This is a genomic window from Peribacillus glennii, from assembly GCF_003429105.1.
GTDB lineage: Bacteria > Bacillota > Bacilli > Bacillales > DSM-1321 > Peribacillus > Peribacillus glennii.
Window position 1 is genome coordinate 1,304,390 of record NZ_QVTD01000003.1, and the last position, 19,274, is coordinate 1,323,663.

Annotated in this window: 26 protein-coding genes; 5 read left to right on the forward strand and 21 right to left on the reverse strand. The window is 42.9% G+C overall.

Features of this window, described 5'->3' with window-relative positions; genetic code table 11:
• The first annotated feature begins 297 nt into the window (after nucleotides 1-297).
• The gene (locus tag D0466_RS07845; RefSeq protein ID WP_117321945.1) at nucleotides 298-432 is read left to right on the forward strand and encodes a YqzM family protein; all 135 of its coding nucleotides are present in this window, start codon (nucleotides 298-300) and stop codon (nucleotides 430-432) included.
• Between the two features lie 177 nt (nucleotides 433-609).
• Here D0466_RS07845 and D0466_RS07850 read toward each other — a convergent pair whose 3' ends face one another.
• From D0466_RS07850 to D0466_RS07865, 4 genes are all read right to left on the reverse strand, one after another.
• Complete coding sequence (locus tag D0466_RS07850; protein ID WP_117321946.1) at nucleotides 610-813, reverse strand: hypothetical protein; 204 nt, start codon at nucleotides 811-813, stop codon at nucleotides 610-612.
• 1 nt (nucleotide 814) lies between these two features.
• Complete coding sequence (locus D0466_RS07855) at nucleotides 815-3,112, reverse strand: DNA internalization-related competence protein ComEC/Rec2 (RefSeq protein ID WP_117321947.1); 2,298 nt, start codon at nucleotides 3,110-3,112, stop codon at nucleotides 815-817.
• 12 nt (nucleotides 3,113-3,124) lie between these two features.
• The gene (locus tag D0466_RS07860) at nucleotides 3,125-3,697 is read right to left on the reverse strand and encodes a ComE operon protein 2 (protein WP_117321948.1); all 573 of its coding nucleotides are present in this window, start codon (nucleotides 3,695-3,697) and stop codon (nucleotides 3,125-3,127) included.
• Between the two features lie 87 nt (nucleotides 3,698-3,784).
• Nucleotides 3,785-4,447 carry a helix-hairpin-helix domain-containing protein gene (locus D0466_RS07865; protein ID WP_117321949.1) on the reverse strand — a complete coding sequence of 221 codons (663 nt, stop codon included), beginning with the start codon at nucleotides 4,445-4,447 and terminating at the stop codon, nucleotides 3,785-3,787.
• Between the two features lie 103 nt (nucleotides 4,448-4,550).
• Between D0466_RS07865 and comER the strand changes: the two genes are divergently transcribed.
• On the forward strand, nucleotides 4,551-5,378 hold the full coding sequence (gene comER / locus D0466_RS07870) for a late competence protein ComER (RefSeq protein WP_117321950.1): 828 nt from the start codon (nucleotides 4,551-4,553) through the stop codon (nucleotides 5,376-5,378).
• A 141-nt stretch (nucleotides 5,379-5,519) separates the two neighbouring features.
• Here the strand turns inward: comER and D0466_RS07875 are convergent, their stop codons facing one another.
• From D0466_RS07875 to D0466_RS07910, 8 genes are read right to left on the reverse strand one after another with little or no spacing between them, the layout of a single operon-like run.
• A complete protein-coding gene (locus D0466_RS07875) occupies nucleotides 5,520-6,266 on the reverse strand; it encodes a class I SAM-dependent DNA methyltransferase (protein ID WP_117321951.1) in 747 nt (248 codons plus the stop codon).
• Nucleotides 6,263-6,619, reverse strand: coding sequence for a ribosome silencing factor (rsfS, locus tag D0466_RS07880; protein WP_117321952.1), 357 nt, complete (start codon nucleotides 6,617-6,619; stop codon nucleotides 6,263-6,265). The genes D0466_RS07875 and rsfS overlap by 4 nt, the downstream gene beginning before the upstream one ends.
• Nucleotides 6,616-7,188, reverse strand: coding sequence for a bis(5'-nucleosyl)-tetraphosphatase (symmetrical) YqeK (yqeK, locus tag D0466_RS07885; protein WP_117321953.1), 573 nt, complete (start codon nucleotides 7,186-7,188; stop codon nucleotides 6,616-6,618). The genes rsfS and yqeK overlap by 4 nt, the downstream gene beginning before the upstream one ends.
• Nucleotides 7,178-7,747, reverse strand: a complete 570-nt coding sequence (locus tag D0466_RS07890; RefSeq protein ID WP_117321954.1) for a nicotinate-nucleotide adenylyltransferase — start codon at nucleotides 7,745-7,747, stop codon at nucleotides 7,178-7,180. Before D0466_RS07890 ends, yqeK begins: the two co-directional genes overlap by 11 nt.
• Before the next feature lie 12 nt (nucleotides 7,748-7,759).
• Nucleotides 7,760-8,050 carry a ribosome assembly RNA-binding protein YhbY gene (gene yhbY / locus D0466_RS07895; RefSeq protein WP_117321955.1) on the reverse strand — a complete coding sequence of 97 codons (291 nt, stop codon included), beginning with the start codon at nucleotides 8,048-8,050 and terminating at the stop codon, nucleotides 7,760-7,762.
• A complete protein-coding gene (aroE, locus tag D0466_RS07900; RefSeq protein ID WP_117321956.1) occupies nucleotides 8,050-8,886 on the reverse strand; it encodes a shikimate dehydrogenase in 837 nt (278 codons plus the stop codon). Before aroE ends, yhbY begins: the two co-directional genes overlap by 1 nt.
• A 15-nt stretch (nucleotides 8,887-8,901) precedes the next feature.
• On the reverse strand, nucleotides 8,902-10,008 hold the full coding sequence (gene yqeH, locus D0466_RS07905) for a ribosome biogenesis GTPase YqeH (RefSeq protein WP_117321957.1): 1,107 nt from the start codon (nucleotides 10,006-10,008) through the stop codon (nucleotides 8,902-8,904).
• A complete protein-coding gene (locus D0466_RS07910; protein WP_117321958.1) occupies nucleotides 10,005-10,529 on the reverse strand; it encodes a YqeG family HAD IIIA-type phosphatase in 525 nt (174 codons plus the stop codon). The genes yqeH and D0466_RS07910 overlap by 4 nt, the downstream gene beginning before the upstream one ends.
• A 435-nt stretch (nucleotides 10,530-10,964) precedes the next feature.
• On the opposite strand from D0466_RS07910, the gene D0466_RS07915 reads away from it, so the two are divergent.
• Entirely contained in the window at nucleotides 10,965-11,105 is a 141-nt protein-coding gene (locus tag D0466_RS07915; protein WP_117321959.1) for a sporulation histidine kinase inhibitor Sda, read from the forward strand.
• Between the two features lie 41 nt (nucleotides 11,106-11,146).
• On the opposite strand, the gene D0466_RS07920 is transcribed toward D0466_RS07915, so the two are convergent.
• Nucleotides 11,147-11,932: a phosphatidylserine decarboxylase gene (locus tag D0466_RS07920; RefSeq protein ID WP_117321960.1), complete on the reverse strand. Its 786-nt coding sequence runs from the start codon at nucleotides 11,930-11,932 to the stop codon at nucleotides 11,147-11,149.
• A gap of 134 nt (nucleotides 11,933-12,066) precedes the next feature.
• Between D0466_RS07920 and pssA the strand changes: the two genes are divergently transcribed.
• Nucleotides 12,067-12,603 (forward strand): CDP-diacylglycerol--serine O-phosphatidyltransferase, encoded by a 537-nt coding sequence (gene pssA, locus D0466_RS07925; RefSeq protein ID WP_117322259.1) that lies wholly within the window; start codon nucleotides 12,067-12,069, stop codon nucleotides 12,601-12,603.
• A gap of 76 nt (nucleotides 12,604-12,679) precedes the next feature.
• Here pssA and D0466_RS07930 read toward each other — a convergent pair whose 3' ends face one another.
• The 7 genes from D0466_RS07930 to D0466_RS07960 form a co-directional block, all read right to left on the reverse strand.
• Complete coding sequence (locus D0466_RS07930; protein WP_117321961.1) at nucleotides 12,680-14,485, reverse strand: M3 family oligoendopeptidase; 1,806 nt, start codon at nucleotides 14,483-14,485, stop codon at nucleotides 12,680-12,682.
• A gap of 233 nt (nucleotides 14,486-14,718) precedes the next feature.
• The gene (gene sigK / locus D0466_RS07935; RefSeq protein ID WP_117321962.1) at nucleotides 14,719-15,432 is read right to left on the reverse strand and encodes an RNA polymerase sporulation sigma factor SigK; all 714 of its coding nucleotides are present in this window, start codon (nucleotides 15,430-15,432) and stop codon (nucleotides 14,719-14,721) included.
• 512 nt (nucleotides 15,433-15,944) lie between these two features.
• The gene (locus D0466_RS07940) at nucleotides 15,945-16,082 is read right to left on the reverse strand and encodes a YrzI family small protein (RefSeq protein WP_117321963.1); all 138 of its coding nucleotides are present in this window, start codon (nucleotides 16,080-16,082) and stop codon (nucleotides 15,945-15,947) included.
• A gap of 19 nt (nucleotides 16,083-16,101) precedes the next feature.
• The gene (locus tag D0466_RS07945; RefSeq protein WP_117321964.1) at nucleotides 16,102-16,239 is read right to left on the reverse strand and encodes a YrzI family small protein; all 138 of its coding nucleotides are present in this window, start codon (nucleotides 16,237-16,239) and stop codon (nucleotides 16,102-16,104) included.
• Nucleotides 16,240-16,705: 466 nt separating this feature from the next.
• Complete coding sequence (locus D0466_RS07950; protein WP_117321965.1) at nucleotides 16,706-16,957, reverse strand: YrhC family protein; 252 nt, start codon at nucleotides 16,955-16,957, stop codon at nucleotides 16,706-16,708.
• 132 nt (nucleotides 16,958-17,089) lie between these two features.
• Nucleotides 17,090-17,785, reverse strand: coding sequence for a 5'-methylthioadenosine/S-adenosylhomocysteine nucleosidase (mtnN, locus tag D0466_RS07955; protein ID WP_117321966.1), 696 nt, complete (start codon nucleotides 17,783-17,785; stop codon nucleotides 17,090-17,092).
• Between the two features lie 15 nt (nucleotides 17,786-17,800).
• Nucleotides 17,801-18,121, reverse strand: a complete 321-nt coding sequence (locus D0466_RS07960; protein ID WP_117321967.1) for a class I SAM-dependent methyltransferase — start codon at nucleotides 18,119-18,121, stop codon at nucleotides 17,801-17,803.
• A gap of 206 nt (nucleotides 18,122-18,327) precedes the next feature.
• On the opposite strand from D0466_RS07960, the gene D0466_RS07965 reads away from it, so the two are divergent.
• Nucleotides 18,328-18,534: a DUF2536 family protein gene (locus D0466_RS07965; RefSeq protein WP_117321968.1), complete on the forward strand. Its 207-nt coding sequence runs from the start codon at nucleotides 18,328-18,330 to the stop codon at nucleotides 18,532-18,534.
• Between the two features lie 60 nt (nucleotides 18,535-18,594).
• On the opposite strand, the gene D0466_RS07970 is transcribed toward D0466_RS07965, so the two are convergent.
• Entirely contained in the window at nucleotides 18,595-19,230 is a 636-nt protein-coding gene (locus D0466_RS07970; RefSeq protein ID WP_117321969.1) for a DUF1510 family protein, read from the reverse strand.
• Nucleotides 19,231-19,274 lie beyond the last annotated feature (44 nt).

A 19,274-nucleotide genomic window follows, 5' to 3' on the forward strand; every position in this document is an offset into this window, starting at 1 on the left:
AGTCTGGAATGTGATTGAAACTGTTGTACTGCTTTGTACCTTTATTTTCACCTTCCAAATTGTAAACTATTTGTGACAACTCTTGTCAGTATAGGAAAATGAAAAGCAGAAACACTCAGATAATGTCTCGACAAAACAACTTCCACGTCCTTTTGATCGGTATTAGTAAATCCATGCAGGTGGTAACTCCGTTTAAAACGAAACAACGTTCATACAATCAAAGATTTTTCGAATAGGCGGGCTGTAGATTTTTTTTTTGTAATCGCTTATACTATTAGTGAAATAGGAGGGGTAGACATGAACGATTTTGAAAAGAATGTACAATATAAGGGTAACGACGCTATTGATTCTGCATGGGGATTTATTGTTTCTTTCGGATTTTTTGCAACTATGTTCATTATCGCTACCGTAATTCATTACGTCGGCTCATAATGGAACCGGGTACATAGGTAACTTGCTTCCCTGAGGCCCTAGATTCCTGCACATCAGCAAAAGGACTCTTATAGAAAACATAAGAATGAAGAATATTTGTATGAGCCATCATATAAGTATGCCGCTTGAGACTGAAGCAAAGCAGTCTCTTTTTTAATTGGCGGGGAGAAACCTAAACTATCCTTCCTGCATATAGCCAAGCACAGGCCTAAATACACCATGTTCTCTGGCATTTGCCTTTGTGACCCGCATCCCCACAAAGCTGCCTCTTTGTTTGTGCAATGTTATGCTGCTGACGCCTTCCTTGTCCTGTGAGCCTGACCGCTTATTTGCCTTCGCTTCTATAAAGGCTGGCCATCGGTCAATTTGATAATACTCCATACTATGGCAGGACGGTTGAAAAGGTTCCTTGTTTACCCTTGAAACGATATGTGATCCCGCCATTTTCGTCTGTACGGTACACCACGATTTTCCTTTTTTTCAATGATTTGGTTACTTGGGCGTGAGGATGGCCATATCGGTTTCCCTTTCCCGCTGATATGATTGCTGTCGTGGGCTTTAATACATCCAGAAGCAATTCCGAAGTAGAGGTTTTGCTGCCATGATGCCCTGCCTTCAAGATATCTGCCCTTATGTCAGGATATCTGCGGATGATTGCTTCTTCCCCTTCTACTCCCAAATCACCCGTAAAAAGCCATCGCTTTCCACCTAATTCAGCATAAATCACTATCGAGGATTCATTCTTATCTTCTTCAGCCCGAAAGGGATTCAGGATATAAAAAGTGTACGCTCCTGCCTTCCATTGATTGCCCATTTGCACGGTCTTCACACGTATATTGGAAGCCACGGCTAATACGTCGAATTGCCTCTTCAAGTATTCCTGCTCTGATCCTTTCCCAATTATCATTTCGCTTACCCCGATTCCACCCGCCACTTCCCTGACGCTTCCGATATGGTCCGCGTCCGGGTGGGTCAGGATTAACTTATCAAGCCGCCCTATACCCTTACTCTTAAGGAACGGCAAAATAATATCCGTCCCAGTGTTAAAGCTGCTCCTCCTCCGTTCCCATTCCTCCTGTTCAAAGTTGATCCGCCCTCCTGTATCAATTAAATAATTTCCCTTATCGAATGGCAGCCTAATAAATACCGAATCGCCCTGCCCTACATCGATAAAGGCAATCTCGCCTGTCGGGTCCAGTTTTTCGATATGCAGTTGAAAAAATAGCAGCAGGATCATCCAGGCAAAGCAATAGCCTGTTTTTACCCGCAAGGAAGCATCCCAACAAATAAACAATAAGAGCATGCCTGAAACTAGCAATATCATTATTATCATAGATGGCTTTCCAAAAGCCACCGAAGCAAGCGGGAGTTTGGACGCAAAATTCGCTGCTCCATTACTTGCCGAAATAATCAAACTAAGGAACGATAGGAATATTTGTCCTGCGGGTGGGAAACAGACATGAATGGCTAGGGTGACCGTGGAATATGGAAGGAGGAGGGAATAAAGGGGAACAAACAAGACATTCAAAAACACTCCCAGGACGGTTACTTCATAGAAGTGAAATAGGAGTATTGGAAGCGTGGCCATTTGGCAAATCAAGCTGACCAAAAAGAGCTGCACCAATTTACCTTCATACCGCTTTATGATCTGCCCCGACAAGATTATCGAAAAGGCCGCAGCAAAAGAGAGTTGAAACCCTATATTAAAAAGCATATACGGCTGCAGGAGAAGCAGTGCAAGATATACAAGGATAATCGATTTTGAAATCGACAGGCTTTTTTTATAGTATGAAAGCAAAAAAAAGATCATGGTCATTAGGCACGCCCGCCAAACGGAGGGGCTTGCGCCGGAAAGGATGACATAAATCGGCAGCAGAACAAGGATCGACAAACTCATTCTCTCTCTCGTAATGCCAATCCTGATTCCTGAATAGAAGACAAGCCCTGACAGGAAGCTCACATGGAGTCCCGAAATAGCAAGAAGATGCACAAGTCCAAGCTTTTGGAAAACGGTAAGTTCATTCTCATTGATTTCCTTTTGTTCCCCAAAAAGAAGAGCAGCCACATACCCCCCAGAATCCTCCGGGAAATTTCTTTCTATATAAGCCAATCCCTTTTGCCGGAGCTTCTTTATACCCTGTACGATATTATTGTGTCCATACGAACAGTTTGTTAATGAGAAGCGTTCAGCCTTTAATATCCAATGGGTCCCCTGCTGCCTTAAATATTGCTGGTAATCGAAGCTATTTTCATTCCGCCGGCTTTCCGGTTGTTCAAGCATACCTTGAACACTGCAGTAAAGCCCAGGTTCCATGTTTTGTTCAAGCATCAGTTTTTCGTCCTCCGCTTTAATGATATACCTTAGCTGGAGCTTCTCACCGGTATCAGATCGGACGGAGCCCCGGAGCATGTTCCCATCAATGTCCGGCATTTCAGAAAGAGTGATGTTAAAGGAGGTTTCTTGTCCAGTGAAGGAGGTAGTGCTAAGATGTTCCGAAATAAAAGCGGCGGTAAAGAAGAGCATCAAAGTCGCAGCCTGCAGGAGCACAGCACAAGCATTGCCTCTGTAGAAAACCAATAAGAGAAAAACCAGTGTACAAATGATAAATTCCCATCCGAAAAAAGAAAAGGCCGTTACACCAAGGGTTGCTGAAACGGCCATCAAAAGCAGGGTAGCCATAAGTCCTCCTGTCTAATTGCTTTGCACACCGAATAAAGCGTCTGCCTGTTTCAGAAGGGAATCCAAGCGCTTGTCCCCGGCACCGCTTTCCTTTAATTGTGAAAGCAATGAAATAACGAAATCATGTTTTTCTTTACCATTTACTTCAATGAGCAAAGGATTAGCCTGTACCTGTTCTGTGAAAACACCGGCTTTTGCGAAAAGCTCGATTGCATATGGGTGGTTTTTATAATCTTCTGCGTAATAAACGGTTTTAATCCCCGCCTGGATAATTGACTTGCAGCATTGCAGACACGGATAATGCGTCACATATATTTCTGCCCCGGCCGTAGGCACCCCGAATTTGGCGCACTGTAAAATGGCATTCATCTCTGCGTGGATCGTTCTGACGCAATGATTATCGATGACATAACAGCCATTGTCAATGCAATGGTCCCCGCCTGCAATGGAACCATTATAGCCCCCCGCAATGATCCGTTTATCCCTCACAATCGTGGCTCCTACAGTCAAACGTGTGCATGTGCTTCGCAGTGCGAGCAATTGGCTCTGAGCCATAAAATACTGATTCCAACTGATGCGTTCCATTACCTGCTCCCCTTTGTTAATGATCCGATTTCTTCCTTCATTCTACCCTGTTCCCATACATTTGTGTAGGGTTCGCGCCTATCCCCGTTATTTCACGGATATGGAATCCATTAATTTTTCGAATGTCTTGTCTCCTATTCCAGTGATATTCTTCAAGTCTTCAATCTTCTGAAATGGACCGTTCTTCTCCCTGTATTCGATAATCGCCGAGGACTTGGATGGTCCAATCCCTGACAGGGTCTCCAATTCGGCTGCTTCTGCTGTATTGATATTAACTTTAACTCCAGCACTTCCGCCATTTGCAGCGGATCCTGATATTTTTGCTTGCATTGATGCAGCCGAAGATCCAGGGGCTTCACCTATTTCCGGTACATATATAACCATTTGATCCTCTACCAGCTGGGCCAGGTTCACCTGATCTTTATCAGCCTTACCTGTGAAGTTCCCAGCTTGTGCAATCACATCTATTACCCGGTCACCATGTTTTGCAACGAAAACGCCAGGTGTTTTGACTTCCCCCTTTACATCTACTTTCATTATTTGCGGTTCTTTCGGTTCACCAGGAGTGCCTGATATTTTGCTTCCATCTTCAAAGCCTGTTTCTCCTGCTGTAAAACCCGGTTCCCCTTCCACGCTTAACACTCCTTTTTCCGTGACTTGGGGAGATTGCTGGTAAAAATAATAACCGGCAATTGAAATTACTAATATAAGGAAGAGAACCCCTAATTTTTTGTCTCTTGGCGTATTCATAGAATAAAAACCTCCAACTGTTTTTTCTGATTCTTCAGTCATAAGATTTCTGTCTGAAACATACTGTGTTATGAGAAGTTCCGGCTTAGAGAGGGGGAGATTTATGAAAGTCGGTGTAATTGGAACAGGAAATATGGGGACCATTCTCATTGAAGCACTGCTTGAAGCTGGGGCGCTTGCTCCATCTGATTTGACGATTACAAATCGTACGCTCTCGAAAGCGCTTGCCCTTAAAGATAAGCACCCTGGGATATCAGTGGCCAATTCTTGCCAAATAGCAGCCAAAGAATCAGAAGCCATTTTCATTTGTGTAAAACCAATGGAATTTTACAAGGTCATTTCAGAGATAAGGCCTTATATAGACAAAAATCAATGTGTCATATCAATAACCAGCCCTATATCAGTAAGGCAGCTCGAATCTATGCTTGAATGCAGCTGTGCCCGTATGATACCAAGCATTACAAACCGGGCATTGGCAGGGGTCTCTTTGTTAAGCTTCGGGGAAAGGTGTTCTCCTGAATGGGTATCAGCCCTGACTGACCTGGCAGCGAATATTTCCACTCCGATAAAGATTGAAAATGAAATTACCAGGGTGGCCTCTGACATAGTCAGCTGCGGACCGGCATTCTTCAGCTATTTGGCAAGGGCATTTATCGAGGGGGCATGCAAGGTAACGAAAATCGACGAAGACACGGCAACTCTATTAACGGAAAAAATGCTTTTGGGACTCGGGGAGCTCTTAAAAAAGGAAATCTACACGCTGCCAGCCCTTCAGGATAAAGTATGTGTGAAAGGCGGCATTACCGGGGAAGGAATAAAAGTGCTGGAAGCCGAAGTGGGGGAAATGTTTGAGCATCTTTTCCATGCGACACATGGTAAATTCCGTCATGAACTGGAAAAGATCGAGGAGCAATATGGAACTCAATACTAACATTCGCCAGGCAAAGATGTATTCCTTCTTCTAACCTAGAAAAATTTAATTAAAAAAGAACCGTTTTGTGTCTATGCACGCTGGGGCGCACCGCTTTTGGAGCGGGCCGGAGGGAAGCATAAACACGATAAAACGGTTCTTTTATATTTTCCTTGCAACAAATAAAATTCTTTCTGTCTTTTCATGTACAGGTACTTCTTCCAAATCCGAGAGTACTTCCAATACCTCAAATCCAGAATCCTCCAGCCACTTTTCATACTGGCCAATCGAATATGTACGCTGGTAGTGCAATTCATCAAATCGGTCGTACAGACCAGTTTCCCCATCAAGCACAAAAAAGCTTAAATCATGCTCCACGCTGTATGGTTCCTCACCCGGGAAACAGTCCCAGATATAGGATACTTCTATGTCATTGATTGCGAAAGTATGATTTTGAAATATGTACTCCATCTTATAGATGGAGTGGACATCAAACAAGAACAGTCCATTGGCTTTTAAGTGGCGGTGAACCCCGCTGAAGGTACGGGGAATGTCCTTTTGTTCACGAATATAATTCAGGGAATCACAGAAAATCGTGACAAAATCATATTCACCAAGACCTTCAAGTTCCGCCATATTTTGCTGGAAGAAGGGAATGGAAAGCCCCTGTTTGGCTGCCTTATCACTGGCAACAGCTAGCATTTCCTCTGATAAATCCACTCCCGAAACAGAAAATCCGTGCTTGGCCAGTTCAATGGTAAATTCCCCGGTACCACAGGCAAGATCAAGGCCTCTTCTACCTTCCGCCTGATATCGATCCATTCTCGACAGCAGTAAATATACCCATTTTTCATATGGAGCATCTTTCATTAAAAAATCGTAGACATGGGCAAAGCGTTCATACGTCATTGACTCAGTTCACTCTGCACATCCTCGATTGGTGCGTCTCCCCACAAACGTTCAAGATTATAATAGCTTCTTTCGTCGCGATGGAAAATATGGGCTACAACATTTCCAAGGTCAACCAAAACCCATTTTGCTTCATCGAAGCCTTCCATCCTTTCGATATGATAGCCCTTTTCTCCGGCTTTTTCCTTCATTTCCCGTGCAATCGCCTGTACCTGTTTGTCGGAGTTCCCATGGCATATCAAAAAGTAGTCCGCAACAAGCGAAATTCCTTTCATGTTCAACACAATGATATCTTCCGCTCTTTTATCATCCGCCGCTTTTACTGCTGTATTTAATAATTCTCTTTCATTCATTGAACCTTCTCCTTTTTTAAAATGAGGTCATTATAGGTGTAGAATGTATCAGGATACACTGCCTGGCTTTTTTTCATTAAAAAAAAGATCGTTTTTCGCAATGCACCTATAATCGCCTGGTCAAGGTCCGTTTTGGCTATTTCCCTGACGTCGTCCACACCGGGGAACCCCCTTCCAGGTTCGATATAATCCGCCAGAAACACGCATTTATCAAGCAGTGTCATGTTGATCCTTCCGGAAGTATGGTATTTAATGGCGTCCAGAACTTCAGGATCTGTTATGCCTGCTTCCTTTTGCACAAGATAGGCTCCCACCGGGGCATGCCATAGTTCGGAATTATAGCTCAACAAATCTCGATTCATGTTTTGTGTAAGAATAATTTCCTTCATTTCATCCTTTGGCCTGAATTTTGCATAATCATGAAAAATCCCCGCCAATTCAGCTTTTCCCGCGTCAGCGCCGAATCTTTCCGCAAGCATGATCGAAGTTTCCATCACCCCCAGCGTATGCTGGTAGCGATGCTCTGTTATCTGCTGTTTTACCAGCCGAAGTGCTTCCTCACGGCGCATACAGATCATTCTCCTCAATATAATGGATTACCCTCTCAGGAAGGAGGTATTTGATCGTCCTTCCCTTTTTTATTCTTTCCCGGATGTCCGAGGAAGATATGAACATCTCCGGAATATCGACCATCGTAATCGGATAATCTGTTTTTTCGTTATATGTGGGCCTTTTTACTCCGATAAAATGAATAAGTTTCATTAATTCATCAATTTTATGCCACATAGGCAAATACTCAATCATATCCGCACCGATAATAAAATGGAATTCATTTTCATGCTCCCTTTGCCTAAGGTCCTGGATCGTTTCATAAGTATAAGAGGTTCCCTGCCGTTCAATCTCGATTTTTTCGATTGAAAAACAGTCGTTTCCCTCTATTGCATAAGCAAGCATCGTTAACCGGTCTTCGTCGGTGACGTCCAAGGTTTTTTGCTTGTGGGGAGGGACGTGATTTGGCATGAACCTGATTTCATCCAAATCCAGGGCATTGAGCACCTCATTCGCGACGATCAGATGGCCAATATGTGGAGGGTCGAAAGTTCCACCAAGAATTCCTATTCGTTTCATCGTTTTTCCCCCTTATGGGAGCTGGATTTGTTTGTTTTCCCGTGATTCTTTATATAACACGATGGTATTTCCAATGATCTGGACCAACTCTGCCCGGGACCCTTTGGAAAGCGATTCAGCCACAGTGTCCCGGTCTTCGTCGCAATTTTGAAGAACGCTTACCTTTAACAGTTCACGCGCCTCCAGGGCATCCTCTATCTGCTTTATCAGATTCTCATTGACCCCGCCTTTGCCGACCTGGAAGATCGGGTTCAGATGGTGTGCTTTTGAACGTAAAAATCTTTTCTGTTTGCCAGTTAACATTAGATACCTCCTAGTTTCTTCAGCACGATCTCTTTCATTCTTACCGCATCAGGAAAAATCCCTGTCCAAATTTCAAAAGCCAGCGCTGCCTGATAGGCAAACATCCCTACGCCGTTTTGGATGTCGGCTCCGCTGGACTTTGCTTCAGCCAAGAACTTGGTTTCCAGCGGGTTATAAATAATGTCACTTACGAAAGCCCCTTTTTTTATGTTTGAGATATCAATTGGGGATGCGTCGATATGAGGGCTCATCCCAACCGATGTAGTATGGATGATAACATCATAATCCCCGAGGCCTTGTTCCGCTTCCGTAATCGAAAGCGCCCGTGAATTTTTAGGATAAGGGCAATCAACCACAAGCTTTTCCGCTTTTTCCCTAGTGCGGTTCGCTATATCAACATTGGGTGCTCCTTCTTTTACAAGGGAAAAATAAATGCCCCTTGCTGCGCCTCCCGCCCCGATAAGGAGAATCTTTTTACCGGCCAGCGGAGATTTATATTGGTCCGTCAAAGCTTGTAAAAAGCCATTTCCATCGGTATTATAACCGATTAATTTCCCTTCTCGATTCACCACTGTATTTACGGCCCCAATCGCCAGGGCTATTTCATCTATCTCATCGAGGAGAGGTATGATGGCTTCTTTATGTGGAATCGTTACATTGAATCCTGAAACACCGATCGCTTTCATTCCCCTGACTGCATCAGCCAGTCCAGCTCTCCGCACTTGAAAGTGGTGATAGCAGGCATTTATATTATGATTGGTAAACGCGTCATTATGAATCTCAGGTGACATTGAGTGCTCAACCGGATCTCCCATTACCCCGTATATCTTTTTCATTTCATCACCCAGCCATTAAATTAACGATTTTCGGATCATGACATTCACGCCTTTTGGAACATGGGCGGCGATCATAGCACCTGCTTCATTGACTGTAACCCAGCCAAGGCCTGAAAAGACAATGTCCGTTTTCGCTTCTTTTATCGTAAATTCCCGCTTGATCAGTTCCGGAAACTCATCCAGCTGCCGGGTCCGCGGAGGCGTAAGCATTTCACCGGCATGGTTTTCATATAGTTCATCCGCGTTTTCAAGCTTTGTTCGATGGATGTTCAATTCATTGGAGATATAGCATGTGAATGATCTTCTTCCTCCTGAAAGATAATCAAACCGGGCGAGTCCGCCAAAAAACAGGGTCTGCTGTTCGTTTAATTGATAAATCTTTGGTTTGATCTCCTTTTTAGGAGTTATGACTTTTAAATCTCGCTTATCCACAAAATGCGCCATTTGATGATGATTGATGATTCCCGGCGTATCGATTAAAGCTTTTCCGTCATCAAGCGGAATTTCAATCTTGTCAAGAGTGGTTCCCGGAAAATGTGATGTCGTGATAATATCTCCCTCTCCAGTCACTTCCTTGATCAAACGGTTAATAAAGGTCGATTTGCCGACATTCGTACATCCGACCACATAGACATCCTTCCCTCGGCGGTACTCATCGATCGCTTCGGCCGCTTCACGGATATGTTGGCCTTTAGCGGCACTGACCAAGAGAACATCAATGGGGTTCAACCCCAATTCCCTCGCAGATTCTTTCATCCAATTAATAACTTTAGAATGTTTTACGGATTTTGGCAGGAGGTCGGCCTTATTTCCAATCAACAGTACATCATTTTTTCCGACAAAACGGTGAAGCCCTGGAAGCCAGCTGCCATTAAAATCAAAAATATCCACAATTTTTACAATGAGGGAATCGGTTTGGCCCACTTCATTCAATATCTTTAAAAAATCATCATCTGTCAGCGAAACATCCTGTACATCATTATAATGCTTCAATTTAAAGCACCTCTGGCAAATAATGCTTTCCTTTTCAAGCGCTGATGCAGGGGCATAACCCAATTCGGCAGGATTTTCCGTTTGCACCTTTACACCACAACCAACACATACAATATCATGACTGTTCATTCATCTGGGTCCTCCCATTCAAGCATGCCTTTCCGTTTAAAAAATGTTAAAATCCTTCTTTCAACCATCCTGTTGAACTTTGTAATGAAACCGTCCGTACGGGCTACAGGCACAACTAAAATGGTATGAAAACCGTTACGATTTCCTCCCAAAACATCAGTAAGAAGCTGGTCGCCAATGACAACAGTTTCTTCCCTTTTCAGTCCCATATCTTTGATAGCCTTCCTAAAAGCTTTCCCCATAGGCTTTCGTGCCTGGAAAATAAACGGGATTTTCAACGGATCAGAAAAGGATTTCACCCTTTGTTCATTATTATTGGACACGATGGTCACTAAAATGCCATGTTCACGCATATTGTCAAACCACTTGATCAGCTTGGGAGTTGCAGTGGGGCGATCCCATTCCACAAGTGTATTATCAAGATCGGTAATGATCCCTTTTATTCCCTTTGTCTTCAGGTTTTCCGGCGTTATGTCAAAAATGGTTTTCACATGTTCGCTCGGCAAGAATTTTTTAAGCATGTCCACACCTCAATATTTTCCATACATTATTCCGTTTACATCATACCGAACTTTTGGTCTGGTTTCAAAGAAAGCAAGATAAAAGTATATCAATAAGTAGATGATTTGTATATATTTTCCCGTAATCAGGCATGCACCGAAGAATCAAAAAGCTATTTGACAGCAAACGATTTGCCAAATAAATTTTTCGACAAATTCCGGTTTAATTCCAGTTTGTGGATAAGTTTATACACAATATACACATTGATTTATGAAGATACCCGTGTTTTATAAACAAGTTAACCACAGGTTATCCACCGTTCTTTGTGGATAACAGAACGATTGTTCTGCCTGTTTTTATTTGGTAAAGTAAGGGTAATACTTCTAAGGTAACTTACATAGGTATGCAAGATAACTGTAGTTATTCCTTTTTTAAAAATGGAGGTGGAGGCGGCTTTGAATAAACTATCTGATGATCTGTTAATTGAGTCATATATTAAAGCATGCAAATTAAACTTAAGCATCGATTTTATTCGCCTCATTGAGACTGAAATACACCGACGTTCCCTAACTCACAAAATCAAAGTTTTAATTTGAGGCATATGCGGGGCTGGCGAAATATGCCAGCCTCCTTTTCTTTAATTATTCCTTACATACCCGATTTTTTCTCCAACTCGGATCTCTGATGGGATGGGCATGCTTTCAGAGAGATGGAATGTATCTTTCTCAAACAGAAGTACAACGGTGGAACCGAAACTAAAGTATGCAAATTCCTGGCCCTTTGAAAGATGCTCTGATTCGTCCGTAATAATGATGGAATTTACAAACATGGCCCCTACTTTTACAATTGCCATATGGCCGACTTCATGCTCGACCTCTGTGATATTCCGGTAATTTTTGGACAGTGTGGAGCGTCCGTATTTCATACCCATCCTGTTAACCGGATAGGACTTTCTACCTAATATGCGTCGGCTTATCACTTTGCCTGCCACCGGGGCATGGATGCGGTGGTAATGGCTCGGACTTAAATACAGCACCATGTATTTTCCATTGAGATACCTCTGTACAGAGGTGTCATCACCCAGCATTTCCAAAATGGAATATGATTTTCCTTTTACAACGATTTGTTTTTTCACATTAATGTCCCCAAAATCCTCAAGGACTCCATCTACCGGGCTTGCGACCGATCGTTCATCATCATCTATCATCCTGGCATCGGCTTTAAGCCTTCTGGTAAAAAAATCATGGAGACTTTTAAAGCTATGGATGTCATCCGCGATTTCTTCTTTATCAATGTTATACACTTTTGCATAACCTGATATTAAGCGCCGGCTCCATACAGACCGGCTAAACTTCTTCAAGGCAGCAGAAGAAATCCGGCCATTCGTCAATTCAATAAGGATTCGATAAAAAGGCTGAAGCAAACACATATCACCACCATAAATAAAATAATTCCTAAAGCCCTTGCATATGATATATAGAATAAAATATTATTATATAATAAAGCACTACTTCCGTCAGTCGCTATCCAGCCTGCGAAAGGAGGAAAAAAAGAATGATGTTTTTAGACGTGCTGGATCATACCATTAAAAAGCTGAAGTCCCAAACAGCCAATATTATTACGCTATCAAATCTATCCCTTGGGGGATTTGCTATAATTGCCGGTATCAATGGCGAGTTAAATTTAAGCTTATTGCTGATTTTTTTGGCCGCCCTTGCCGACCGTTTTGACGGCATGGTTGCCAGGAAATTCAATTGTGAATCAGAACTGGGGAAACAGCTCGATTCCATGTGTGATATTATTTCATTTGGCGTGGCTCCCGCTCTATTAATCTATCAGGGAATACTTCATGAATTCGGAGCACCAGGCACGTTTTTCACTGTATTCTATATTGGCTGCGGGGCATTCCGCCTGGCAAAGTTCAATATTTCAGAGAACAACGGTTATTTTACCGGCCTGCCTATAACTGCTGCCGGCTGCCTTGCTACATTAAGCTTTTTGGCAATCCCGTATTGGCATCCAGTATTTTTCTTATCATTGATGATTATATTATCTTTCCTAATGGTGAGTCCATTTAAACTTAAAAAGGTATAACAATCTCATTTTTTTCAGAAACGGTGCTTATCAAATGAAATGCCCTCCGCTTTTTGGCGCGAGGGCATTTCTATGTTTATCCGGCCTGTATCAATGAGTCGGTAAGCTTAAGAAACTCTTCTACATCCTTTAGGCAGTCAGCGACCGCTTCTTCCCAGAATTTACTGCCGGTCAAATCTATGTTTAGATGCTTGCACGCAAGATCTTCGACCGTCATGGATCCGGTATCACGCAGCAAGGAGATATATTTTTCTTCAAAGCCTTGCCCCTCTTCAACCGCCTTTCCGTAAATGCCCAGCGAAAATAAGAAACCAAACGTATATGGGAAATTGTAAAAAGGCACACCTGTAATAAAAAAGTGCAGCTTTGAGGCCCAGAATGCGGGATGGTATTCAGCCAGCGCGTCACCATATGCTTCCCTCTGCGCATCCAGCATGATTTCATTCAATCTGGCCGCACTAACCATACCTTGCTTTCTCTCTTCATAAAACCTTGTTTCAAACAGGAATCGTGCATGTATATTCATCAATAATGCGACAGAACGCTGGATTTTATCTTCCAACAGGGCAAGCTTTTGGGATGCACCTTCCGCTTGTTGGACAGCAGCGTCTGAGACGATCATCTCCGCGAAAGTGGACGCCGTTTCCGCCACATTCATTGCATAGGCCCGGTTCAACGGATGTGTGTCTTTTAGGGCATAGGAGTGAAAAGCATGGCCCAATTCATGGGCAAGCGTTGATACATTCGATGCCGTTCCGGAATATGTCATGAATATCCTGGATTGTCCGTTTAATGGAAAGCCTGTACAAAATCCGCCTGGCCGCTTATTTGGCCTGTCTTCCGCTTCGATCCAGCTGTCTTCAAAAGCCGTTTTTGTAAAACGTGCAAGCCTCGTACCAAATTTGGAAAACTGCTTTAAAATGAATTCTGCTCCATCCTGATAGGCCATAACATTCTGTTCCATAGAAGAAAGGGGTGCATCGAGGTCATACCAGCTTAATTTTTCGACACCAAGAAGCTTCGCCTTACGTTCCAGGAATTTAATCAGCGGTTCTTTGTTCGCGGTTATCACATTCCACATACTATCCAAGGTTTCCTTTTGCATACGGTTCATTTCAAGAGGCTCTTTCAAAATATCCTCCCAGCCTCTTTTCCCGTAGGTACTGAGGCGGAATCCGGCCAAATGGTTCAGGGTTTTCGCAAGGAGCTCACTGTTTTCTTCCCATGCCTTTTCCCAGGCTTGGAATACCTTCTCTCTCACATTCCGGTCCGGGTCAGAAAACTTATTTGCTGCCTGGCCTACAGAAAGGTATTTTATTTCGCCTTTTTCTTCGAACGGTATTTTAATTGTTCCTACGATGGTATCGTAAAGTTGGCTCCATCCGTGATAGCCATCGACAGCGAGCTGGTTGATCAATGATTCTTCTTCGACTGAAAGCTTGTCGCTTGCCCTCTCACGCCTTTCATTCAATATGTATCTAAATTCATTCAAAGGCGGCGTCTTCAGTAGTTCCTGGAAAAACTCTTCATCAAGCCCGGTAAGTTTTTGATCAAGATTAGTGAGCGCGTCTTGGAAGGATGCCGAGTATTGTGTCACTTTCGCGCGCAGCTCATGGGCTTTTACATCCTCGGTATTTTGTGCTTCGAGACAGCTGACAAATGCGCCGGCCTGCCGCATATTCACAGCGATGTCAGCAAACTGTTCCATCACATGGACCAATAAATGCCGATCTTTTTCCTCCGACATGACTTTCCAATTGCTAACAACATTGGTAAACCGATTGATATCATTATATAATTCTTTTAGGAATTGGGCGAATTCCCTGGACGAACTTCCTCCATTAAAAAAAACAGCTAAATCCCACGTCAGTGAATATGCCATCATGCACGCCTCCATTTCGATAGTTTAATTATAGTTCCTTTATCTGAATTTTTCTATTTTCGCATCAAAAACTCACCGACTGGCTGTGCCTCTGTTAGGGAAGCCAGAGGCGCAGCCAGGACACAGGCATGGTGAGCAGGACATCAGCATGTTCGGCACTTAGTCTGTTTCATGCTTACTCAGTTTGCCAAACAAAAACAGCCTTCCCCGGATTAGAAAGCTGCCTCTTTCGATCATCCTCTTCTCTTTTCTTTTTCCGCCCGGTAGAATTCATGGAACATCTTCATTAGGGCCCGTTTTTCGATCCGTGATACATAGCTCCGTGATATACCAAGCTCCTTCGCAATCTCCCGTTGTGTTTTTTCCTTTTTTAAATCAAGGCCGAACCGTCCAATGATGACTTCCTTTTCCCTCTCATCAAGGATATCGATGAATTCCTTGACTTTTTCAATCTCCATGTTTAATTGAATCGTATCGACAACATCCTCAGACTCCGACTTCAGTACATCGATCAAAGAGATTTCATTTCCTTCCTTATCCTGTCCGATAGGATCGTGCAGTGAGACATCTTTTTTCGTTTTTTTCGTAGCGCGAAGATGCATAAGAATTTCATTCTCGATACAGCGTGCTGCATATGTGGCCAGTTTGGTTCCCTTGCCTTCGGAGTAGCTTTCGATCGCCTTGATCAAGCCGATCGTTCCAATTGAAATTAAATCTTCCGTGTCTTCTCCGGTATTTTCGAACTTTTTGACAATATGGGCGACGAGCCTCAGGTTATGCTCGATCAGCATATTTCGCGCATCGCTGTCTCCCTGGGCCATGAGCTGTAAGTATTTTCGTTCTTCTTTCGCGGACAATGGTTGGGGAAACGCATTATTCTTTACGAACGATACTAATAAGTAGAACTCCTTGGCCAAATATCCGATCGCTGTCAAAAGATCCGGCATGCCTCCACCTCCGCTATTTTCTTTGGACGTTTGCCTATGTTTAAACCTATGCGAAGAGAGGCGTGTCTGTGTCTGTACCATAAGGAAATAGTAAAAGAAAAAAGCCTATGCCCCATTAAAGGCATAAGCTGATATCGGTCCATGATATTAATAGTAAGGTTATTCAGCCTCAACTGTTACTTCTGTAGCGATAACAACACCGATTACAGTAGTGACAACGAGCACCATAACGATTGAAAACATCGAAAACACTCCTTTTCGCTTCTTTAGCTTAATGTATCATGTTTTCGCCGATTCAAACGGAGAAGTATTTGAACATTCATTTAATAAATATCGACAAACCTGTGAATGAATCATTTGTTTTTACTTTGCACCAACCGATTGCCAGGATGACTGAGATTGGTGCAGTTAGCCGGTATCCTTCTGATCCCATAAGCAGCCCTTTGATCCGTTCATTAATTTTTCCATTTACATCTCCACCCTTCCGGTTATGTTTACCATTTGATTAAACATCAGAAATAACGATACTTCATACTTTTGTCGATGTATTCGTCACGAAGCTTTTGAATTTTTTCCTGATGCAAATATTCTTCGGCAGTCATTGTTCGTTTTTTAATTGTGATTGTAAAAAACAGCATGTTCAGTGTCATTTTATCACCTCATTCCAATCTAGAAATTGCGGTGCTCTAGTCCCCGGTCAACGTGTTCGTCATGCAGCCTTCTGATTGTTTCCTGGTGGTCGCAATCTTCGGCAGTCATTTTCAATCTTTTGAATGTTATCGTAAAAAATAGCAAGTTCAGTGTCATTTTTTATCACCTCCTTAACATGGAGCAGACCTTGTGCCCGTCAAATGGGTACAAAAAAGCCGCAGAAGAGAAAAGCTCCCCTGCGGCCATGGGCACAAAAAGGCCGCAGGAACACATTTCTTCCTGCGGCCGGTATGGTCTGCATAATCATTTAAAATAGAAAAACTCAGGTTAAATGAAATCTGCACCGTTCAGGTCGAATTTGTGTTGAAAAGAATATAAAGTTCTGGCATCCTTACAAGCGTGATTTGATTTAACTGTTGTATCCATCATTTTCTTCGACCTCCTTTTTGCAGTTTCATCTTACATTGGTAAGTATATCCAAAAGCAATAAGTTTGTAAACCCTTATTTTGCCTATTTCCATAAAAAATTTCGATTCCCGAAAAACTATTATTCTAACAAACTAAATTCGGGATCAAAAGAGCCTGAATACCATTTGGTATGGTATCAGGCTCTGAGTTATTATTATAAAACTTCATCATTATCCGAAAGAATATTTTTATATTTTTTGGATAACGTAAAAAAAATGGCTGAACCAATTAAAAAGACCACCGTTGCTCCCATCATTCCATAAGTGATAAACATGGTCTTGCCTTCAGAGGGTATGACACTGCCGAGATAGAAAAAAACGCTGACACACAGCAGGGTCACTGCAAAGCGTTGAAAATCCACCACTTTGCCGTGGATTTGTGACGCCCTGGTGTTTTCATTCTTCATAAAAACCACCTGCACCTTCTAGTAAACTTCCAAACCATTTTACCATGTAAAACGGCATGAAAGGCCCTGAAAATAATGGGAAAGGGGGTCAATCCCCCCTTTTGCAGGATATTTGCCGCATCTTTTTCCGGATTATTTCATACTTTCGACCATTTTTAAGATCAGTTGGGATGAATTTTGTGCAGCAGTCTCAAGGAATTTATCAAAGGAAATATTTGATTCCTTTCCGGCAATATCAGACAGGGAGCGGATTATCACAAAAGGGACGTTGAACTGGTAAGCCACCTGGGCGATCGCAGCGGCCTCCATCTCAACAGCATGCAAATCATTGAACTTGCCCCTTACAAACTCCACTCTGTCCGGATCACTCATGAAGGAATCACCCGTGACGATTAAACCTTTGACTACCTGAATATCCCTGATCTCCTTTGCCGCTTCAAGCGCTGTTTCTAGCAGTTTCTTATCTGATACAAATGCTGGAGGCATTTGCGGGACCTGTCCGTACTCGTATCCGAACGCCGTAACGTCAACATCGTGATGGCGGACTTCGGTGGAAATCACGACATCCCCGACATTTAATGAGGGCAGGTAGCCACCCGCTGACCCTGTATTAATAACTGCATCCGGCTTGAACTTTTCCAATAGGATCGTTGTGGACATTGCGGCATTTACTTTACCGATTCCCGACTTCAACAGGATGACATCCACTCCGTTTAACCGTCCTGTGTTGAATTCACACCCGGCAATCGTTACTTGTTCCAAATTTTCAATTTTGCCTCTTAGAATGGCCACTTCTTCTTCCATTGCTCCGATTATGGCAAGTTTCATTTTTACTACCTCTTCCTAAAGTTTCTCGGCCTCCATAATCCAAACAATATCATTGCAGCATACAAAGTGCACTTTAAAGTTATGATCTTCAAGTACTCTTTGTAAAAAAGGAATGGTTGTATAATATTCCGTTTGCAAATCCTTCGCTAAGGAAAGGAAGCCTGCTTTTACAGCTTCATCAATCGCTTTCTGATCTGCATCAGACGATTGATACATCGTATCTGCAAACACTATTTTACCACCAGCTTTTAATAGTTCGCCATATAGAGAGATGGCTTTCGTTTTTTCTTCATCGGTTAAGTGGTGGAAGGCATAGGTGCTGACGATGGTGTCCATCTTTCAGGCAGATGAAAACCCATGAAGTCCCCATCTATTATGTCCACTATCCCTCTTAATTTATCCAATGCTTTTTTCGCATTGAAGGTGATGGTCGTTAGATTATTCACGAAGTTGTAGTCAGTTACGTTCCTCGAGGACTAGGGGCTTCGCTGAAAAGGGCAGGTAGGTTAAAATGGAACTAACAGAACTAAGGAGGATCATTCATGAATTTTCATTTGGATTTAATCGAGGATAAAGTAGAACTTTTTGAAGCGGATTCGATAAAGGTACTTGAAGAAAAAATCCAATCGCAAATCGAGGCAAATAAAGCAATACTATTAGAGGTCCATCATGTATCACACCAGATGCACGTGACGGAAGAAGGGAGACGTTTCTATAGTGCTTTGGTGCATTTTAAAGCTAAACGGTAACAAAAGCAAATAGAGCAAGCACCTGATAAAAGGCGCTTGCTCTATTCCCACGATTAAAAACTATTTGACTTTAACGGGCTTCCAGCCTTCCCCGTCAACCCATTCCATGTGTACCTTATATTTTTTTTGGGGGTCATTTTTTGACGAAACGGTTCCCACCGCTTTATTCGGCGCTCCTCCATTTCCCAGCCACCAAATGGTCATATCGGAAGGGTCGAGGCCAGTACCGGCCGCCATGGCCTGTGTCATTTCATTCCAATCGGCCGAGCCTTTTTCAAAGGAGGTCACATGCTCGCCGGTTTGCGTTGTGCCAACCGGTTCCCCTACTTTGGGTTCTTTCTTCTTTTGTTCTTTCTTCTCTTTTTCTTTATCCTCTTGTTCTTCCTCCGCCAATTCTTCGTCGGCTGCCTCTTCATCCCCGCTGTCCAGTTCATCGGTATTCTGCTCTGCATCCGCCTGTTGTTCGTCTGAACCAGAAGCTGAGGTACCTTGTTCAGTTGTTGCCTGTTGTGCCGGAGTTTGTTTAGCAGGGCCGCTATTGGAAGCTGCCGTTTCTGTCTTGGATTCTTCGTTATTCCCGAAGAAAATCGTTACCGCTACAATCACAATCAATAAGGATACTAGCGCAATTGAAATATTATAAAATTTATTGACTTTTCTTTGTTTGTCTTTTCTGTTTAAACGTGAGGCTGCCATGGATATGTTCCCCCCTATCAATAGCTATTAAGCCTTATTCTATC

Coding starts and splice junctions, on each gene's coding strand:
- D0466_RS07845 (WP_117321945.1), top strand. CDS start 298: ATGAACGATTTTGAAAAGAATGTACAATATAAGGGTAACGACGCTATT.
- D0466_RS07850 (WP_117321946.1), bottom strand. CDS start 813: ATGGAGTATTATCAAATTGACCGATGGCCAGCCTTTATAGAAGCGAAG.
- D0466_RS07855 (WP_117321947.1), bottom strand. CDS start 3,112: ATGGCTACCCTGCTTTTGATGGCCGTTTCAGCAACCCTTGGTGTAACG.
- D0466_RS07860 (WP_117321948.1), bottom strand. CDS start 3,697: ATGGAACGCATCAGTTGGAATCAGTATTTTATGGCTCAGAGCCAATTG.
- D0466_RS07865 (WP_117321949.1), bottom strand. CDS start 4,447: ATGAATACGCCAAGAGACAAAAAATTAGGGGTTCTCTTCCTTATATTA.
- comER (WP_117321950.1), top strand. CDS start 4,551: ATGAAAGTCGGTGTAATTGGAACAGGAAATATGGGGACCATTCTCATT.
- D0466_RS07875 (WP_117321951.1), bottom strand. CDS start 6,266: ATGACGTATGAACGCTTTGCCCATGTCTACGATTTTTTAATGAAAGAT.
- rsfS (WP_117321952.1), bottom strand. CDS start 6,619: ATGAATGAAAGAGAATTATTAAATACAGCAGTAAAAGCGGCGGATGAT.
- yqeK (WP_117321953.1), bottom strand. CDS start 7,188: ATGCGCCGTGAGGAAGCACTTCGGCTGGTAAAACAGCAGATAACAGAG.
- D0466_RS07890 (WP_117321954.1), bottom strand. CDS start 7,747: ATGAAACGAATAGGAATTCTTGGTGGAACTTTCGACCCTCCACATATT.
- yhbY (WP_117321955.1), bottom strand. CDS start 8,050: ATGTTAACTGGCAAACAGAAAAGATTTTTACGTTCAAAAGCACACCAT.
- aroE (WP_117321956.1), bottom strand. CDS start 8,886: ATGAAAAAGATATACGGGGTAATGGGAGATCCGGTTGAGCACTCAATG.
- yqeH (WP_117321957.1), bottom strand. CDS start 10,008: ATGAACAGTCATGATATTGTATGTGTTGGTTGTGGTGTAAAGGTGCAA.
- D0466_RS07910 (WP_117321958.1), bottom strand. CDS start 10,529: ATGCTTAAAAAATTCTTGCCGAGCGAACATGTGAAAACCATTTTTGAC.
- pssA (WP_117322259.1), top strand. CDS start 12,067: ATGTTTTTAGACGTGCTGGATCATACCATTAAAAAGCTGAAGTCCCAA.
- D0466_RS07930 (WP_117321961.1), bottom strand. CDS start 14,485: ATGGCATATTCACTGACGTGGGATTTAGCTGTTTTTTTTAATGGAGGA.
- sigK (WP_117321962.1), bottom strand. CDS start 15,432: ATGCCGGATCTTTTGACAGCGATCGGATATTTGGCCAAGGAGTTCTAC.
- D0466_RS07940 (WP_117321963.1), bottom strand. CDS start 16,082: ATGACACTGAACATGCTGTTTTTTACAATCACAATTAAAAAACGAACA.
- D0466_RS07945 (WP_117321964.1), bottom strand. CDS start 16,239: ATGACACTGAACTTGCTATTTTTTACGATAACATTCAAAAGATTGAAA.
- D0466_RS07950 (WP_117321965.1), bottom strand. CDS start 16,957: ATGAAGAATGAAAACACCAGGGCGTCACAAATCCACGGCAAAGTGGTG.
- mtnN (WP_117321966.1), bottom strand. CDS start 17,785: ATGAAACTTGCCATAATCGGAGCAATGGAAGAAGAAGTGGCCATTCTA.
- D0466_RS07960 (WP_117321967.1), bottom strand. CDS start 18,121: ATGGACACCATCGTCAGCACCTATGCCTTCCACCACTTAACCGATGAA.
- D0466_RS07965 (WP_117321968.1), top strand. CDS start 18,328: ATGAATTTTCATTTGGATTTAATCGAGGATAAAGTAGAACTTTTTGAA.
- D0466_RS07970 (WP_117321969.1), bottom strand. CDS start 19,230: ATGGCAGCCTCACGTTTAAACAGAAAAGACAAACAAAGAAAAGTCAAT.